This is a genomic window from Nocardioides sp. NPDC054178 (assembly GCF_055585005.1).
Genome location: NZ_JBVJKY010000002.1, coordinates 163,463 through 181,341 on the forward strand (window position 1 = coordinate 163,463; position 17,879 = coordinate 181,341).

At 69.4% G+C, this 17,879-nt stretch carries 16 protein-coding genes; 4 read left to right on the forward strand and 12 right to left on the reverse strand.

What is annotated here, in order from left to right; genetic code table 11:
- Positions 1-13: 13 nt before the first annotated feature.
- The 8 genes from ACZ6WN_RS07370 to ACZ6WN_RS07405 form a co-directional block, all read right to left on the reverse strand.
- Complete coding sequence (locus ACZ6WN_RS07370) at positions 14-973, reverse strand: DUF808 domain-containing protein (protein WP_465863716.1); 960 nt, start codon at positions 971-973, stop codon at positions 14-16.
- Positions 974-1,080: 107 nt separating this feature from the next.
- Entirely contained in the window at positions 1,081-1,899 is an 819-nt protein-coding gene (locus ACZ6WN_RS07375; RefSeq protein ID WP_465863717.1) for a substrate-binding periplasmic protein, read from the reverse strand.
- 121 nt (positions 1,900-2,020) lie between these two features.
- Positions 2,021-2,839, reverse strand: coding sequence for a substrate-binding periplasmic protein (locus ACZ6WN_RS07380; protein ID WP_465863718.1), 819 nt, complete (start codon positions 2,837-2,839; stop codon positions 2,021-2,023).
- Positions 2,840-3,093: 254 nt separating this feature from the next.
- Positions 3,094-3,906 carry a substrate-binding periplasmic protein gene (locus ACZ6WN_RS07385; protein ID WP_465863719.1) on the reverse strand — a complete coding sequence of 271 codons (813 nt, stop codon included), beginning with the start codon at positions 3,904-3,906 and terminating at the stop codon, positions 3,094-3,096.
- 173 nt (positions 3,907-4,079) lie between these two features.
- Entirely contained in the window at positions 4,080-5,111 is a 1,032-nt protein-coding gene (locus tag ACZ6WN_RS07390) for an SIS domain-containing protein (RefSeq protein WP_465863720.1), read from the reverse strand.
- A 7-nt stretch (positions 5,112-5,118) separates the two neighbouring features.
- Positions 5,119-5,319: a Trm112 family protein gene (locus ACZ6WN_RS07395; protein WP_465863721.1), complete on the reverse strand. Its 201-nt coding sequence runs from the start codon at positions 5,317-5,319 to the stop codon at positions 5,119-5,121.
- Complete coding sequence (locus tag ACZ6WN_RS07400; RefSeq protein WP_465863722.1) at positions 5,316-6,704, reverse strand: phosphomannomutase/phosphoglucomutase; 1,389 nt, start codon at positions 6,702-6,704, stop codon at positions 5,316-5,318. The genes ACZ6WN_RS07395 and ACZ6WN_RS07400 overlap by 4 nt, the downstream gene beginning before the upstream one ends.
- 19 nt (positions 6,705-6,723) lie before the next feature.
- On the reverse strand, positions 6,724-7,176 hold the full coding sequence (locus ACZ6WN_RS07405) for a DUF3499 domain-containing protein (RefSeq protein ID WP_465863723.1): 453 nt from the start codon (positions 7,174-7,176) through the stop codon (positions 6,724-6,726).
- On the opposite strand from ACZ6WN_RS07405, the gene ACZ6WN_RS07410 reads away from it, so the two are divergent.
- Complete coding sequence (locus ACZ6WN_RS07410; protein ID WP_465863724.1) at positions 7,175-7,591, forward strand: metallopeptidase family protein; 417 nt, start codon at positions 7,175-7,177, stop codon at positions 7,589-7,591. The two genes, ACZ6WN_RS07405 and ACZ6WN_RS07410, sit on opposite strands and share 2 nt — an antisense overlap.
- Positions 7,592-8,327: 736 nt before the next feature.
- Here the strand turns inward: ACZ6WN_RS07410 and ACZ6WN_RS07415 are convergent.
- The 3 genes from ACZ6WN_RS07415 to ACZ6WN_RS07425 form a co-directional block, all read right to left on the reverse strand.
- Positions 8,328-10,151: a DUF5719 family protein gene (locus ACZ6WN_RS07415; protein ID WP_465863725.1), complete on the reverse strand. Its 1,824-nt coding sequence runs from the start codon at positions 10,149-10,151 to the stop codon at positions 8,328-8,330.
- Positions 10,148-13,054 (reverse strand): glycosyltransferase, encoded by a 2,907-nt coding sequence (locus ACZ6WN_RS07420; protein ID WP_465863727.1) that lies wholly within the window; start codon positions 13,052-13,054, stop codon positions 10,148-10,150. Before ACZ6WN_RS07420 ends, ACZ6WN_RS07415 begins: the two co-directional genes overlap by 4 nt.
- 186 nt (positions 13,055-13,240) lie before the next feature.
- Positions 13,241-13,495, reverse strand: a complete 255-nt coding sequence (locus ACZ6WN_RS07425; protein ID WP_008361238.1) for a WhiB family transcriptional regulator — start codon at positions 13,493-13,495, stop codon at positions 13,241-13,243.
- A gap of 353 nt (positions 13,496-13,848) precedes the next feature.
- Here ACZ6WN_RS07425 and cofD point away from each other — a divergent pair, with 353 nt between their 5' ends.
- From cofD to ACZ6WN_RS07440, 3 genes are read left to right on the forward strand one after another with little or no spacing between them, the layout of a single operon-like run.
- The gene (gene cofD / locus ACZ6WN_RS07430; RefSeq protein ID WP_465863728.1) at positions 13,849-14,862 is read left to right on the forward strand and encodes a 2-phospho-L-lactate transferase; all 1,014 of its coding nucleotides are present in this window, start codon (positions 13,849-13,851) and stop codon (positions 14,860-14,862) included.
- On the forward strand, positions 14,859-15,848 hold the full coding sequence (locus ACZ6WN_RS07435; RefSeq protein ID WP_465863729.1) for a coenzyme F420-0:L-glutamate ligase: 990 nt from the start codon (positions 14,859-14,861) through the stop codon (positions 15,846-15,848). The genes cofD and ACZ6WN_RS07435 overlap by 4 nt, the downstream gene beginning before the upstream one ends.
- A 41-nt stretch (positions 15,849-15,889) precedes the next feature.
- Positions 15,890-16,672 carry a DUF3105 domain-containing protein gene (locus ACZ6WN_RS07440; protein ID WP_465863730.1) on the forward strand — a complete coding sequence of 261 codons (783 nt, stop codon included), beginning with the start codon at positions 15,890-15,892 and terminating at the stop codon, positions 16,670-16,672.
- 120 nt (positions 16,673-16,792) lie between these two features.
- Here ACZ6WN_RS07440 and ACZ6WN_RS07445 read toward each other — a convergent pair whose 3' ends face one another.
- Positions 16,793-17,869: a mannose-1-phosphate guanylyltransferase gene (locus tag ACZ6WN_RS07445; protein WP_465863731.1), complete on the reverse strand. Its 1,077-nt coding sequence runs from the start codon at positions 17,867-17,869 to the stop codon at positions 16,793-16,795.
- Positions 17,870-17,879 lie beyond the last annotated feature (10 nt).

The window sequence follows — 17,879 nt, forward strand, 5'->3', positions numbered from 1 at the left end:
GCCCCGGCGACCGTCAGTGGTTCTTCTTGAACGGCAGCAGGTGGAGTACGCCGACCACGATCGCTCCGACGATGAGCCCGACGACCGCCGAGAAGAAGGTGTTGACCAGCCAGGCGGCGGCCGCGCCGACGGCACCGAGGGCGTGGTGGACCTCCTCCTCGAGGTGGTGGACGGTGTCGTACGGCCACGCCCAACCGGGGTGACCGGCGGCGAGACCGTTGACGTCGTGGACGCCGACAAGGATCAGGTGGCCACCGACCCAGAGCATCGCGATGGTGCCGACCACCGAGATCACGGCAAGCACCTTCGGCATGGCCGCCACCATGCCCAGGCCGAGCCGCTGGGCGAAGGCACTGGGGCGCTGGGAGAGCGAGAGGCCCGCATCGTCCATCTTCACGATCAGCGCGACCACGCCGTAGACCACGAGCGTGATCAGGAAGGCGACCGCCACCAGGGCGCCCAGGCGCAACCAGAAGCCCTGGTCGATGACCTCGTTGAGCGCGATCACCATGATCTCGGTGGAGAGGATCAGGTCGGTGCGTACGGCACCCGCGATCATGGTCTTCTCGGCCTCGGGCCCCTCCAGGGCGACCGGCGTCTCGTGGGCCTTCTCGTGCGGGCGGACCCATTCCAGGACCTTCTCGACGCCCTCAAAGGCGAGGAACGCACCACCGAGCATCAGGATCGGCGTGATCGCCCACGGCGCCCACTGCGCCAGGATCAGCGCCACCGGCAGGATGATGAGCAGCTTGTTGCGCAGCGAGCCGAAGGCGATCTTCTTGATGATCGGCACCTCGCGCTCGGCGGCGATACCGTGGACGTACTGCGGCGTCACCGCGGTGTCGTCGATGACGACACCGGCGGCCTTCGCCGAGGCCTTGCCGGCCGCGGCGCCGACGTCGTCGACGGACGCAGCCGCCAGCTTGGCGATGGCGGCTACGTCATCAAGGAGTGCGAAGAGTCCGGCGCTCATGCCGTCGCCTCCGTTGCGAAGGGCAAAGAATACGGAGGCGACGGCCTGAGGCCCACTGTCGCTCGCTGGCGCTCGCTCATGACCCGAACCTTATCGGGCGTGTCGTGCTACTCGACGCCCTGCTCCCGGAAGCGCTCCGAGAGCGGGTATTCCTTGAAGTAGTCGGTCTTGATCCGCAGCCAGTCCCCGTTGACGATCATCTCGTCGATGGCGTCGTCGGCCTGGTCCCTGAGCCCGTCGCCCTTGCGGAAGACGAAGGCGATGGGGGCCTTGTCGGACGGGAAGACGATCCGCTCCTCCATCGGGATCGGGGCGTTCTTGATCAGTCCCTCCGTGAACGGCGCGTCGTAGAAGAACGAGTCCGCCTTGCCCGCGGCGACCGCCTCGAGCGCGGCCGCCTCGTTCTTCCGCTTCACGATCTCGGCCTTGGGGAAGCGCGCCTTGAGGATGCTCTCCTGCGCGGTGCCGTCCACGATGGCGACCCGGGTGCCGTTGACGTCCTTGAGCTTCTTGATCTTGGAGTCCTTCGGGGTCGTGAAGGACAGGTACGTCACGAAGTAGGGGTGCGAGAAGTCGTACGCCTTCTCACGCTCCTCGGTCACGCTCACCTGGGAGGCGATCATGTCGATCTCGCCCTCGTCGAGCGCGGTGAACAGGTCGGCGAAGTCCATCGGTACGAACGACGGCTTGATGCCGAGCGACTCGGTGACGCCGAGGGCCACCTCGTAGTCGAAGCCCTTCGCGGCGGAACCTTCGGTGTAGTAGACCGGGGCACTGTCCAGCACACCGACCTTGAGCTGGCCGTCATCGGCTGCGCTGCTGCGCCTGGCGGAGGAGGGGCCGGTCGTCTCGACCGTGTTGGAGACCACGATCAGGATCACCAGGAGGGTGACCGCGCCCGCAAGGATGAACTTCAAGGATTTCATACGACGTCCTGGGTGGGGGGAGGGGTGCGCCGAGACGCTGTGACCTGGGGTGAGCCAGGCCAGCGGGCATCGTAGGCTACTGGACTTCAGGCGCCCCAAAGCGGGGCGAGCGGCGTCAGGCTCAGACGCCCTTGTCCTTGAAGACGTCCGAGAGCGGGTACTCCTTGAAGTACTCCTTCTTGATCTTCAGCCAGTCCCCGTCGAGGATCATCTGCTCGAGGACCCCGTCGATCGCTTCCTTGCGCTTGTCACCCTTCTGCATGACGAACCCGATCGGAGCATCGTCGGCCGGGTAGACGATCGCCTCCTTCAGCGGGAACTTGTCCTGCCAGCGAGCGATGATCGGCGTTGTGTAGGGGGCGTCGTAGAAGAACGCGTCCGCCTTGCCGTCCTGGATCGCCTTGACCGCGGAGTCCTCGTCCTTGGCCTTGATGATGTTGACGCCGTCGTACTGCTCCTGGAGGTAGCGCTCGTGGATGGTGCCCTCGACGACCGCGATGTTCTTGCCGTTGATGTCGTCACGGTTCTTGATGGGCGAGCCCTCCGGGGTGAGGAACGACAGATAGGTGACGAAGTAGGGCGCGGTGAAGTCGAAGTCCTGCTTCCGCTCCGCGGTCTCGGTGACCTGGGCACCGATCATGTCGATCTCACCGGCCTCGAGGGCGGTGAAGAGGTCGCTGAAGTCCATGACCACGAACTCCGGCTTGGCACCCAGGCCCTCGGCGACACCGAGCGCCATCTCGTAGTCGAAGCCCTTGGTCACGCCGTCGACCTTGTAGTACGCCGGCTCGGTGCCGTCGACGCCGATCCGGAGCGTGCCACCGGCGGCGGCGCTCTCTTGATCGGTCGCCTTCGGGGCCGGGTCAGCGAAATAGCCGCCGATGACCAGGACCCCTAGGAGGGCCAGGGCGCCGGCGATGACGAACTTGATGTGATTCATGCGGAAGTCCTGTGTTTTCGGGATGGTGGGGCATGCCCGTCACGTCGGCGCCGAGAATCCGAGACGTGCTGGCCACGGATGGCCGGACGATGTTGCATCAAACACCTGTCGGCTGTCTCGCGTCCAGGTTTTCGGCGATCACTGTCACGATCCGTGACCGAACCTTCACCGCAGTGCGTGACCCGGATCACGTGCATCGTCCGCCTTCGACAAGCTTGTCGAGGCGAACGGGCCCAAACACGGTAACCCGCATCTCAGGCACCCTTCTCCCTGAAGATCTCAGAGAGCGGGACCGCCTCGAAGTAGTCCGTCTTGATCTTCACCCACTCGCCGTCGAGGACCATGTCCTCGATGACCCCGTCGATCTGCTCCTTGCGCTCGTCGCCCTCCCGGACCACGAAGCCGATGGGGGCGTCCTCGGCCTGGTAGACGATCGGCTCGGTCAGCGGGATCGGCGCGTCCGCGATGACCGACTCGGCGTAGGGGGCGCCGTAGAAGAACGCGTCGGCCTCGCCGCGCCCCATCGACCTGACCGCCGCGTCCGCGTTCTCGGCCTTGATGACGGTGACGTCCTCGTACTGATCTTCGAGATAGCGCTCCTGGACGGTGCCCTCGACCACGGCGATGTTCTTGCCGTCGATGTCGTCGCGGCTCTTGATGGTCGAGCCCTTCGGGGCGAGGAAGGACACGTACGTCACGAAGTACGGAGTGCTGAAGTCGTACCGCCGCTCCGCCTCCTCGGTCTTGGTGACCTGGGCACCAATCATGTCGATCTTGCCCGCCTCGAGAGCCGGGAAGAGCTCGTTGTACTCCATCTCGACGAACTCCGGCTCGGCACCCATGCCTTCGGCGACGCTGCGCGCCATCTGGTAGTCGAAGCCCCTGGTCACGCCGTCGACCTTGTAGTACGCCGGCTCGGCGCTGTCGACGCCGATGCGGAGGGTGCCGCCGGCCGCGGCGCTCGCCTCGTCGGTCGCCGGCGGGGCAGGGTCGGAGAGTCGTCCGCTGAAGACGATCACGCCCAGGAGGGCGAGAGCACCAGCGACGACGAACTTGGTCTGGCTCATGGGAGGGGGATCCTGTTCCAGGGGGAGTGTGACCGCGACGTGTCTGAATTGTTGCCAAATCAAACAGTTGCCACTCCCCCGCGTCCAGGGGTCTCTCACGATGGCGACATGCCGCCAACGGATCTGAGCGCAAGCTATGAGGCAGATCACAGGGATCTGTCCGTCATGCGGAATTAACCGTCGTTAACCAAACCCAAACGCAGATACTCCGCGGAGTATGTCCCCTGGAGCAGCAGCGAGGCGTAGCGGGCGACCTCCGTGCTCGCATTCGCCTCGACGACCTCCACCCGTACGCCGCGCGCGTCCGCGGCCTCGGTGAGCGAACGTCGCTGCTCGAGCATGATCGGATCGGTCGCGCCGTCGTCGAGGATGACCAGAACGGGACGTACGGACGCCTGCTCCTCGGCGAAGGGGTCGTCGAAGACGTTGCGGGGCCGGGCCGCCTCGAGGACCGGGAGCAGGTCGTCGGCGTCGCCGGCGATCGCGCCACGGCCGCTGGCCCGGCGCAGGTTCTCGGCGACGCGGCGGGCGGCGCGGGCGGCGAGCACGGAGCCGCCCCACACGACCGGAAGCGAGTCGGCCAGCGAGATCGCCAGGATCTTGCCCGGGTTGACCGAGATGTCGCGGTGCGGCGAGCAGGCGGTGGCGACGTCGTCGAGCGCGTCGGCCACCTTGTCCGCGTCGGCCTCGGGGCCGAGGCCGACCGAGTTGAGGTAGGTGAGCATCAGGATCGCCATCGCGAGCGTGTCGCCGCCCTCGACCGGGAGCAGGGTGCTGTCGCGCCCCTCGGCGTGCTGGGCGACCAGCGACCTCTCCGGAGCGGCCACGACCAGCTGGGCACCACGGCGGACGGCCTCGGCGGCAGCCGAGGCCTCCCCCGGGTCGGAGCCGGTCGGGGCCAGCACGACCACGAGGTCGAGGCTCCCGGCCCAGCCCGGCAGACCCGGGGCCGGCCAGGCGACGAACGGCACCGGGCAGAACGGCTCGAGGACGGCGCGCAGCAGGCGCGAGTCGGGACCTGCGGCGACGACGGCTCGGGGTCGGCCGGACTCCGCGGCGCGGCGTACGGCTTCCTGCAGGGGCTCTGCGGCTCCCGCCGCCTCCCGGCGGACCCGGGCTCCGGACTCGGCCAGGGAGCGCAGCAGCAGGTCGATCCCGGCCAGCGCCCGCTCGTCGTCCAGCCTGGACTCGTCGAACCAGGTCATCGCTGCCTCACTCGCTCTTGGTCGGACGGGCCTCGTCGATGAGCAGGACGGGGATGCCGTCGCGGACGGGGTAGGCCAGGCCGCACTCGCCCTGGCAGACCAGCTCACTGTCCGCCTCGACCGGCAGTAGGTCGCCGTGGCACTGCGGGCAGACGATGATCTCGAGCAGCTTCTCGCTCAGGCCCAGGGGGGTCGTTGCGCCAGTCATGATGCGTTGTCCTTTCGGATGATCGCGAGCGCCTCGTCGCGCACGCGCTCCATTGTGAGTGTGTCCTTGCCCTCCGCGTTGAGCCGCAGCAGCGGCTCGGTGTTGGAGGCGCGTACGTTGATCGACCAGTCGGCGTGGGAGAGGGTCAGGCCGTCGAGCTTGTCGACGGTGACACCTTCGCGCCCGGCGTACGCCTTCTCGATCTCGGCCACGGTGGCGGCCTGGTCGGGGACGGTGGAGTTGATCTCGCCGCTCATCGGATAGCGCGCGTAGGCGGCGAGCAGCTCGCTCAGCGGCCGGTCGGTCTCGGCGAGGGCGCCGAGGACGTGCAGCGCGGCGAGCATGCCGGAGTCGGCGCGCCAGAAGTCGCGGAAGTAGAAGTGGCCGCTGTGCTCGCCACCGAAGGCCGCCTCCGACTCGGCCATCACGGCTTTGATGTAGGAGTGGCCGACGCGGGTGCGTACCGGGGTGCCGCCGAGCTCGGTGACGATCTCCGGAACCGCGCGGGAGGTGATCAGGTTGTGGATGATCGTCGCGCCCGGCTCCTGGGCCAGAGCACGTTCGGCGATCAGGGCGGTGATCGCGCTCGGGCTGACCACCTCACCCTTCTCGTCCACCAGGAAGCAGCGGTCAGCGTCGCCGTCGAAGGCCAGGCCGGCGTCGGCGCCGGTCTCGAGCACCTTGGCCTGCAGGTCGACCAGCGTGGTCGAGTCGAGCGGGTTGGCCTCGTGGTTGGGGAAGGTGCCGTCCAGCTCGAAGTACATCGGGATCAGCTCGACGGCCTCCTCGCCCAGGCGGCCGAAGACAGCGGGCGCGGTGTGGCCGGCCATGCCGTTGCCGGCGTCGGCGACGACGGTGAGCCGACGGCCCTTGACCGGGGCCAGACCGAGCAGGTGCGCGGCGTACGCCTCCAGCACATCGGTCTCGCTGATGCTGCCGGCGACCTCGGTGACCGGGGCCTCACCGGAGATGACCAGGTCGCGGATCTCGTCGAGCCCGCTCTCGGCGCCGACCGGGACCGCGTTGGCCCGGCACAGCTTGATGCCGTTGTACTGCGCCGGGTTGTGGCTGGCGGTGAACATCGCGCCCGGCAGCCCGAGGTGGCCGGAGGCGAAGTAGAGCTCGTCGGTCGAGGCCAGCCCGATCATCGTCACGTCGGCGCCGGCCTCGGTCGCGCCCTCGGCGAATGCTCCGGAGAGCGCCGGGGAGCTGGGGCGCATGTCGTGGCCCACCACGATCTCCCCTCCGCGGGCGCCGACGACGTGCACGAAGGCGCGCCCGGCGAGTCGGGCGAGGTTCTCGTCGATCTGGTCAGGGACGGTGCCACGGACGTCGTACGCCTTGAAGACGGCGTTGGCGATGTCGGGGTCGACTCTCTCCGGCATGTCCGGAACTCTAGTCGCCCTACTCCGAGGTCAGCACGCGGAGGTGCCCGCGGCGAGTGCCGCCGGGGCGGGGCTGGCCGTCGTTCGCCCCCGGCTCGTCGGCGTCGTCCTTCCCGGGGGCCCCGACGGGCCCTCGCGGGGACGGAGCCGGCGGCCTCGCGGCCTCACGGACGGCATCGGCCAGCGCGAGCAGGTCATCGCCCTTCGGCTGCGGGTCGACCGGCTCGCGGGCCAGCCTGACGACCTCCCAGCCCCTGGGCGCGGAGAGCCGCTCGGCGTGCTCCTCGCACAGGTCGTAGGCGTGCGGCTCGGCATAGGTCGCCAGCGGGCCGAGAACGGCCGTCTGGTCGGCGTACACATAGGTGAGCGTGCAGACGGCTTGACGCTGGCAGGCGGTACGCGAACAACGACGAGCAGTCACGAGTGAACCGTACTCCCCTGAGGCCAGCCGCGCAGTTAGGCTCGCGTACATGACCAGGCACAGGGATCGGCACGGCCGTGGCAGACGTGGCCCGGTGGCCGTCCCGACCGACCCGAAGGTGCCGGTCCTGCGCACCCGCCGGGAGCGCTTCGACGACATCGCGCTCGCCATCGTCACCGAGATCGACGGTCGCTGGCAGTCACGGCTCGGCCTGATCGAGTACGCCGTGGAGGAGTCGCCGGACATCCCCAAGGACTGGACCGTCGACGACCACATCCCGCTCGGCTCGCTCGAGCGTGGCTCCGGCGCGAAACCCGCACGGCTGGTGATCTACCGGCGGCCGATCGAGCACCGCTGCCACACTCGATCCGAGGTCGAGGCGATGGTGCTCATGGTCGTCGTCGAGCAGGTCGCCGACCTGCTCGGGATCGACGCCGAGGATGTCGATCCGCGCTATCAGCCTTAGGCGGGGTTGTTCGTTTCGTACCGGTCCTTAGGAACTGAGATTTTGGGGCCGGTGTGGGCCGCCGACCCGTTCTTGAGTGTTTCTCGACCTGGCCCGGAGTCAAGGACGGCCTGCGGCCGCCGGCTTCGCCGGCCGCTGCGCGGTCCTGGACACCGGGCCATGTCGAGAAAGATTTGGCTGGCTATCGGGGCGGCGGCCCGGGTGTGGCCGCGGACGATTCAGTTCTCGGCGGGTGACTGTTCTGGGGCGAACGAACATTCGTTCGTCCCATCGAACCTCCCTGCCGCAGGTCCGCGCACCCCGGTGAAAGAAAAGTTTCTTTCACCCACCGACCCCACACCCCGGCAGCGGACGGCCCGGGCACGAACGAAAGTTCGTTCGCCTCCCACCAACCCCACTCGGCCAGGCGAAGGGCCCTCCCCCGAACGAACATTCGTTCGTCTCCGGCCGCCACCCGACCAACCGGGACGAAACAACACCGACCGACCCTCCCAAGCCGGCACCCAACCAAGACCGTCGCACCAAACCCCTGCCGCCGGCCCGATAGCCAGCCAGTCTTTTCTCGGCGACGGCCGGTGTCAAGGATCGCCGAAGGCGACCGGCGAAGCCGGCGGCCGCAGGCCGTCCTTTACTCCGGACGCCGCCGAGAACACCCTCCAAGCAAGGGTCGGCGGCAAACCCCAACCACCAAAAGACGCCACCAAAACCGCGGCGAAACAACGCTCAGGAAGAACGCTCAGCGCGACAACGGCAGCGGCAACCCCGGAGCCACCCCAGCAGTACGAACCTCCGACCGCAACGGCCGGAACGGGACGACCGCGTCACCGTCACCGCTCATCACCACAGCCGCGTTGATCTCGACCCCCTGAGGAACGAGCTGGATCAGCGCCGCCTCCACGGGCACCTCGACCTCGGCGCCCAGCCCCGGACCGACCTTGACGGACTTGGCCTTGAGCGCCTTGCCCTTCGCGGTCACCGGGACCACCTGGACGGTGCCGCTGGCGCCGGTCTTGGCGACGGGGCCGGAGATCGCGACTCGCTTCTTGTCGACGGCCGAACCGGCCGGGACGACCACCGCGGTGGGCTCCGAGATGGTCTCGGTGGCCGTGGTGACCACGACGTCGCCACCGTCGACCGAGCGCATCGCGGTGGCGACCGGGCCGGAGGCGACGATCTCGAGGCCGTAGGCGTCGTCGGCGCTGTCCTTGCCGAGCAGCTTGGTCAGGTCGACCTGCGCCTGTCCCTGGGGCGGCACGCTGATCTCCGGAGCGCCCTCCGGGGTGAGGACGTTCTTCGGGGTGAGCAGACGCAGCTTCGCGCTGACCTGGGCGTCACCCGGGTTCGCGACGGTGAGCGTGCGACTGGCGGACTTGTTGGGGTAGCCGACCAGCAGGTTGGTCTCGGCCGGTACCGACTGGCCCGGGAAGTAGTCCTCGCGGCCACCCTGCGTCTCGAGCGCGACGGCACGGTCACGGACCATCACCCCGGCCTGGCCGCGTACGACCGTGGTCTTCAGGGTCAGCTCGCCCTTGCGGGGAATCACGTGCAGCAGGTCGAAGGTGCGGGTGGTGTTGCCGGGGATCGCGACGCCGCGGAGCTCCTCGGGGACCGCCACCACGCCCTTCTCGTCGTAGAGCGAGATGTCGACCGTGGCCGCACCGCTGTTGGGGTTGGTGAGCTCGAGGATCGAGTCGTGGGTGGCGCCCGCGCCGACGCCCGGGAACCACGCCTCGGCCTGCGGCGGCAGACACCCGGTCGCCGCGAGCGGCTTGGTCGTCGAACGTCCCGCGACCAGGCCGGAGGCGACCTCCTTGCCCGCCTTGACCACGACCGAGCCGGGCTTGACCGAGGCGCTGGTGACCTTGCCGGACCCGGCGGTGGCCTGCGCCCCGTTGCCCGCGCCCGGCCCGCTCAGCGTGACCTTGCCGGACCCGTCGGTGGCGTTGGTGACGGCCACCTGGTCGGCGCCGGACTTCGGCTTGCCGGGGCACACCACGGTGGCGGCCGTCGGCGCGCTGCTGTCGGCGGCCAGCTGGGGCTGCTCCCACTGGTGGGGCCGGTTGAGCAGCAGCGCCACGGCCATCGCGCCGATCAGGCCGAGCGCCACCAGCACGGTGGTGTCCAGGCGGCGGCCGCGCTGCCGGCGTACGCGGCGCAGCCGGGGTCGCGCCGCGGCCGCTGCCGCGGCGGCAGCCGCCATCCGGCCACCCTTGGCACGCTCCGGCTCCGACTCGGGCTCCGGCTCCCCCGCCCGCATCTCGTCGGCGGTCGGCCAGGCCTCGAACTCGGGCTCGTAGGCGGGCTGGAACTCGCCGGTCCGGTAGTCGCCGTCGTAGGGCGGCGGGTATCCCGTCTGAGCGAGCATCTGCCCGGTCTCGGGACCAGGTACGTAGGGCTCCTGGGCGTAGAGCTGCTCCGGGGTGTAGCCCTCCGGCGGGTTCTGGGCCGTCTGCCCGGCGTACGGGTCGGCGTAGGGGTCCAGCATCCACGGCTCCTGGCCGTAGACGTCCTCGGCCTGGGGCTCGTGCGAGCGGTCGTAGGGGTCACGTGAGTGACTCATGCCGACTCCCTCCTCTGGATCAGCGTCGGCAGGCACAGGACCAGGACCACGAACAGCCCGATCCCGGCCAGGACCAACAGGATCGTACGGATGATGGACTGCGACTCGGTCACGCCCGGGTCGCTCGGCTCGGAGTCGAGCAACCAGGCACGCGTCGAGCGCTCGACGGTGCTCGCCTGGGTCACCGACCCGGAGGCGTCGATCCCCTCGGCGACCGAGGAGTCGGCCGGCCCGGGCATCACGATGTAGGCCACGCCCTGGGCGGCGAGATCACCGATCACCGCGTCGTCGGGGTCGGCAGCCAGGCGGCGGACGACGCCGGTGAGCTCGTCCGTGCCCCCGGCGACCTGCGCGATCTCGTCCTCACCGAGCGTGATCCCGTCGTTGCGCAGGACGGCGTAGCGGATTCCCTCGTCGACCGATCCGCGCAGCACGAGGACGCCGTCCTCGGGGCCGAGGGTGGTCGAGGTCGGGTCGAGCATGTAGGAGGGCACCCCGGTGTGGCCGAGAGCCCTGGTGTTGTCGGTGAGGTCGCCGGTGCCGGCGTAGACGAACCAGCCGAGGCTGCCGACGACACCGACCGCCGCGACCACAGCCGCCGCACCGACCATGACCTTCCGCAGCCCGCTCAGGCCGTCGAGGATGGCGCCCTGGGCGCCCAGCACCGCCGCGACCACAGCGAAGCCCTGGATGGCGACCAGCGGGAAGCCCCAGCCGACCCGGGCGATGCCGGCGTCGAGATGGATCGGGATCCAGGAGAGCAGCATCGTGACGACCGCCGTCGCGACCGCACCGATCCAGCAGACCATGACCGGGATCCGGGTGCGGCTCGGGATCAGCGCGAGCACGGCCAGCAGCGGCAGCGCCAGGCCCAGCCACCACGGGGCGCCGAGGTCGGCACCGTCGAGCCCGGTCAGACGGCCCACGAGCAGGTCGAACCCGCCGGCGGCCGGGGCCGGCAGCCGGCCCGGGTCGAGCAGCAGGCCGGCCCAGCCGCCGGAGAAGATCGACGGCAGCCACCACGGCAGCAGCAGCCCGACCGGTGTCGCGATGGCCGCGGCGGGCGGACCCCACTGGTCGCGGTCGCTGAGCACGGCGGGCATCAGCCGGCGGGCGACGATGAAGATGACCGCCGCGAAGACGACGGCGACCAGGAAGGCCATCGGCGCGAAGGCGGTGATGACGGTCAGCAGCAGACCGGTGCGCCACCCGGCACGCCAGCGGCGGTCGGCGACGGGGTCGCTGAACCCGAGCGCGGCGTGGGCGAGCCAGGGCAGCAGCGCGCCGACGACCACCGCACCGATCCGGCCGTCACCGAAGGCACCGCTGGCGTAGGGAACCAGGGCGTACGCCGTCGCACCCCACAGCAGCAGCCAGCGAGGGGCACCGAGGTGGCTGATCAGCCGGCCCGTGACCCGCAGCAGCCGCCACGCGCCGCCGAGCGCGATCGGGAAACTGAGCAGCATGACGGCGGTGACCGCCAGGCTCGGGTTGCCGCCGAGGATCGTGGCGAGCACCGCCAGCGGGAAAACGTGCGGTGGCGCGGGCACGCCGGTGCCCTGCGAGATGGCGTGCCACGACTCGAACTGCAGCTGCCACCAGTCGCCCACGTTCTGGGGCGTCGGCCCCAGGCCGCTGCCGGCCACGCCGCCGAGCGCCGCCCGTGCCCCGATGACGCCGAGGATGCCGACGACGACCAGGAGCACCGCGACCGGGTTGGTGAACAGACGCACCAGCCACCCGGTCTCGGCGGGGATCTCGTCCTCCTCCAGCTGGGCCCGGTCGGCCTGCCGCTTGGCGGCGAAGGAGGCCGGATCGGCCTCGGCCTGCGCCATCTGGCGCCGTTCGGCGATGTCGGAGGCCTGCAGGGTGACCGCGGTCGCGACGTCGGAGACGAAGTCGAGCCCGTGACGGTAGGGCAGCCACGGCGGAGGCAGCAGCGCCTTGACCACGTCCTTATCGGCGTGCGCCTGCTTCCGGCGCCGTCGCTTGGCGAGCATGATCTGGCCGGTGTGGCCATAGATCCAGCCCAGCGCGGCCAGGTCGTCGAGCGCGGTCCCGGGGTCGCGCACCAGGATGAAGCCGAGCATCCGCCACAGGGTCTGGAAGAAGAACCGGACCATCCACAGCGCCAGCGTCCCCGGCCGGCCGTTGACCAGCAGGGTGTAGAGCGCGGCCCGGCGCTCCTGATAGTGGATCCGGCGCCCGGTCAGCTGCGTCTTGCGTACGCCGCGGTGGGCCGCCTCCACGTGGAAGACGACCGCGTCCGGGACGGCGATGGTCGTGAAGCCGGCGTTGGCGGCCCGCCAGCCGAGGTCCATGTCGGTGCCGAGGACCGGGAGGTGCTTGTCGAAGCCGCCCAGGTATTCGAGGACCTCCCGGCGGATCAGCATGCCGGCGGTGTTGACGGCCAGGACGCGGCGTACCTCGTCGTGCTGGCCCTGGTCGTACTCACCCCGCTCCAGGCCGGTCTCCCGGTTTCCGGTGACCGAGATCGAGACACCGAGCTCGAGCATCCGGCGCAGCGAGGGCCATTCCCGGATCTTGGGGCCGAGGATGTCGGCCTCCGGGTATTCCTCGGCGGCGTTGAGCAGGTTGGCGAGCGCGTGCGGGTCGGGGGTGGAGTCGTCGTGGAGGAACCAGATCCACTCCGGCGGCTGCGCCGCCTGATGGAGGATGGCGAGCGCCTCGTTGGCCGCGTCCGCGAACGTCGTCGACGCCGGGAGCTTGACCACCTGGGCGAAGGTCTCCTCCAGGATCTCGACCGACCTGTCGGTCGAGCCCGTGTCGATCGTGACGGCAAAGCTCACCGGAGCCTGCTGGTTCCTGATCCCGTCGATGACGGTCGGAAGCCAGCCGGCGCCGTTATGAGAGACGAGGACGAGGGCGACCGACGCTTGCACGATCGGCAACCCTAGTGCCCATCTGGTGATAGACCGAATGGACCTGTCGAGCGATCGGCGATATCCCCCTGGGCATGAACGGCGTCCGATGGGTCTGCGGCATGGGCTGCGGAGCGATCGGCAAAAGAAGACAGCAGGCCCGGACCGTGACGGTCCGGGCCTTGCTGGCTCGTGCTTGGTATTGCGTCAGACCGCGCGCTTCTTCAGCTTGCGGCGCTCTCGCTCGGAGAGTCCACCCCAGATTCCGAAACGCTCGTCGTTGCCCAGAGCAGACTCAAGGCAGTCCTGGCGCACCTCGCAGGTCTGGCAGACCTTTTTGGCTTCCCGAGTCGATCCACCCTTTTCAGGGAAGAACGCCTCCGGATCCGTCTGCGCGCACAGGGCGCGCTCCTGCCAGCCCCCTTCGTCGGTGTCCGGCTCGAGGAGAAACAGCTCTCTCATCGTCTTTCCGACCTTTCGACCCTATTCAGCTTGTTTTCGGGACCGTGACCCCATCTTGGGCCAGTCACCTCACGCCATCGGCAGGTAACCGATCCCCCCGTTTTTTGCGGGAACTGCCTCTTGTTACGACCTAGGCCGTCATTTTGATGCAGTTCCCTGCTGAAATTTTCCCGAGATTTCCCAGCACTGTCTTCACAGTTGTCGGTCCCCGGTTCAATTTCGAATCACACTGATGAAATTACATGCCTGTCGGTGCCACAAGTCAACCCTCAAATCTGCTAGGGCCGCTTTAACACAGGCTTTCCGCACCGGCTGGAGCAGGGGTGCTGGCCCCGGTCTGAGAGGCTAGGGCCATGCGTGACATCACCGTTCTCTCCGGCGGCCATGGTGGCTCGAAGTTCATCTCCGGGCTCCTCCACGGCATTTCCACCGGCCGCGTCCCAGGCATTGGGGAAGATGCCCGGGTCACCGTGATCGCCAATACCGCCGACGATCTGTGGATGCACGGTGTCAAGGTCTGCCCCGACCTCGACACGGTGATGTACACCCTCGGCAACGGATTCGACCATGAGCGCGGCTGGGGCCGCAAGGCCGAGACGTGGTCGATCAAGGAGGAGCTCGAGGCCTACGACGTGCCCGGCACCTGGTTCGGGCTCGGCGACCGCGATATCGCCACCCATCTCGTCCGCACCCAGATGCTCGAGGCCGGATTCCCGTTGTCGCAGGTCACCACCGCGTTGTGCGAGCGCTGGCTGAAGCCTGTATGGGGCGACCGCGTGCGCCTGCTGCCGATGACCGACGACCGCGTCGAAACCCATGTCGCGATCAAGGACGAGAATTCACCCAGTGGACTCGCTGTCGTTCATTTCCAGGAATACTGGGTACGCCTGCGCGCCGGCGTTCCCGTCGAGAAGCTGATCTTCGTGGGGCAGGACGAGTCGAAGCCGGGCCCCGGCGTGATGGACGCGCTGCTGAATGCCGACCTGGTGATCGTGCCCCCGTCCAACCCGGTCGTCTCGATCGGGACCATCCTCGGCGTACCCGGGATCCGGGAGGGTCTGGTCGCCACCTCGGCCCCCGTGGTGGGGATCTCCCCGATCATCAGCGGTCACCACGTACGCGGCATGGCGGAGCAGATGCTCGCCGCCATCGGCGTCGACGCGACCGCCGCCGGAGTCGGTCTGCATCATGGGACGCGAGGCTCCGGCGGGATTCTCGACGGCTGGCTCGTCGACACCGCCGACGCCGCCGCTCTCCCCGCGCTCACCGGGTCCGGGCTGAAGGCGGCCGCCGTCCCGCTGTGGATGTCCTCCGAGGACGCGACCGCCGACATCGCCGCCGCTGCGGTCGAGCTGGTCACCCGATGACGCGCCACACGGCCGGGCCGATGAGCGGGCAGGGCATCACCGTCACCGCCCCCGACGGCGTACCCGAGGTGCGTAAGGGCGACGACCTCGCCGCCCTGCTCCTCGACGCTCTCGAGTCCCCGCTGGTCGACGGCGACATCGTCGTGGTCACCTCGAAGGTCGTCTCCAAGGCCGAGGGTCAGGTGCGCGAGGGCAACCGCGACGACGCGCTGCCCGGGGAGACGACGCGGGTGGTCGCCCGGCGCGGACCGACCCAGATCGTGCGCAGCCGGCTCGGGCTGACGATGGCCGCGGCCGGGATCGACGCCTCCAACGTCGAGGCCGGCCACATCGTGCTGCTCCCCCTCGACCCCGACGCCTCCGCGCACGCCCTGCGCGCCACCCTCCGCGACCGCACCGGCGCGAACGTCGGGGTGATCATCACCGACACCGCCGGTCGCGCCTGGCGCGACGGCCAGACCGACATCGCCATCGGTGCCGCCGGTCTCGAGGTGCTCGAAAGCTTCGCCGGCCAGGTCGACGCCTACGGCAACGACCTCGTCGTCACGGCCCCCGCCGTCGTCGACGAGATCGCCTCGGCGGCCGAGATCTCCCAGGGCAAGCTGGGCGCGCGCCCGTTCGCGGTCCTGCGTGGCCGGGCGGACCTCGTCCGCGAGCCCGGCGACGACGGTCCGGGAGCGAGCGCACTCATCCGCCCCGAGGGGTCGGACTTCTTCGGTTTCGGGGCCAGGGAGGCCGTCGTACGCGCCCTGAAGGGTGCCGCCGAGGACCGGGCTCCGTTCGGTGCGCCGGCGAGTGTCGAGGAGCTCTCCGCGGCCGTCGCTGAGGTGACCGGGACCGCCCCCGAACCGCACCAGGACGGCCTTCGGGTGGCCGGAGCCGACCCCGCGGTGATCGCCGCGCTGGCGTTCGCCCACGGCTGGCGAAGCGAGCGCGAGGAGAATAATCGCGGGGCAACTTCCCTTCTGCTACCAGTGACCACCTAGAATCTGCGCGTCCCGACAAAAGACCCGAGGTACGCCGAACAGTGGCCAACAAGTCGCTCAACAAAGACCGCAAAGCGGTCATCAACGACATCCGCAAGAAGCAGGGCCGCGCCGAGCGCGTCCGTGGCGCGGCGATCGTCGGTGTCTGCATCGTCATCGCCCTGGTGATCGTGGGTGCCGCCGCGTGGGGTCCGATCACGGACTTCTTCAAGTCCAGCAAGTACGACGACGTCGCACTGCAGGACATCGGCAAGAGCACCAAGGCGGCCGGCTGCCAGAAGGTGACCGAGATGGCCGCCGACGGCAACCAGAACCACATCGCCACCGGCACCGAGCAGACCTACACCACTGCTCCCCCGGCCTTCGGTCCGCACTGGAACGAGGCCAACGTCGCGCCGGCCGACATGTCGCGCAAGTTCTACACCGCCGGGGACCGTCCCGACCTCGAGGCGCTGGTGCACAACCTCGAGCACGGCTACACGATCGTGTGGTACGACGACACCGTCTCCGACGACGAGCTGAACACGCTCCGGGCGATCGGTGACAAGTTCGCCGGCACGTCCAACTTCCGCTACAAGTTCATCGCGGCCCCGTGGACCGCTGCCGACGCCAAGGAGACCGCGGTCGCCGGCGACAAGAAGACCGAGTTCCCCTCGGGCACCCACATCGCCATGACGCACTGGTCCGCCGACCCGGCCAACCCGACCGAGGCCTCCACCCAGAAGGGTGTCTTCCAGTACTGCGAGAGCGTCTCCGGCGAGGCGATCAAGGACTTCATGCAGAAGTACCCCTACACCGCCAGCCCCGAGGCCCAGGCCATGTGATTCCGGCCCTCAGGACGTACGAAACGGCCGTCTCCCTTCGGGGAGGCGGCCGTCTCTCATCTCCGCTGGTCGAGCCGCCGGAGCCGCTAGGCGGAGGCGTGTCGACCAGCGAGGCACCGCTCAGGTGAGGTCGGTGCGGTCGGAGTCCTTGAGGGCGGCGACGATCTGCTTGACCTGCTGGGCATGGGCGCGGGTGGTGACCAGGACGACGTCGTCGGTGTCGACGACGACGATGTCCTCGAGGCCGATGAGGGCGATGGTGCGGCCGGAGTGGGGCACGACCAGGCCGGTGGAGTCGAGGGCGTGGACGAGCGAGCGGTCGCCGAGGATCGTGGGGCCGTCGGCCGAGGCCGTGGCGGCGGCCTGGAGCAGGGTCGCGAGCGAGTCGAAGTCGCCGATGTCGTCCCAGCCGAGGTCGGCGGGCACCGTGGCGACCTTGCCGGCCGCGGCCGCGGGCTCGGCGACCGCATGGTCGACCGCGATCTTCGGCAGCGTCTCCCACAGCTCCTCGAGCCGCGACGGCTCGGCGGCGATGGCCCGCAGCCGGTCGGTGAAGCCGGGGTCCGACTCCGCGAGCAGGTCGAGGAGGACGGTGGGCCGGACCACGAACATCCCGGCGTTCCAGCGGTAGCGGCCGGTCGCGAGATAGCCGGCTGCGACCTCGGCCGACGGCTTCTCGACGAACTCCTCGACCAGGTAGGCACCCGGATGAGCGGCCAACGGCGTGCCCTCGGCAATGTAGCCGAACGCGGTCGAGGCGAAGGTCGGCGAGATCCCGATCGTCACCAGCCAGCCGTCCGCGGCGACCGCCGCGGCGCTGCGTACGGTCTCGTGGAAGCTGTCGAGGTTGCGGATCACGTGGTCGGCCGCGAAGGAGCCCATCACCGCCTCCGGGTCGCGCCGCTCCAGGAAGGCCGCGGCCAGGCCGATCGCCGCCATCGAGTCGCGTCCGCTCGGCTCGGCCAGGATCGCGTCGTGCGGCACCTCGGGCAGCTGCTCGCACACGGCCCGCTCGTGGATCGCGCCGGTCACCACCATGATGCCGTCGGAGACGGGCTCGAGGCGGTCGTAGGTCTCCTGCAGGAGGGTGCGCCCGTGGCCGGTGAGGTCGCGCAGGAACTTCGGCTCCGAGGACCGCGAGAGCGGCCACAGCCGCGTGCCGGCACCACCAGCAGGGATCACTGCCCAGAACGTCATGCCGCACACC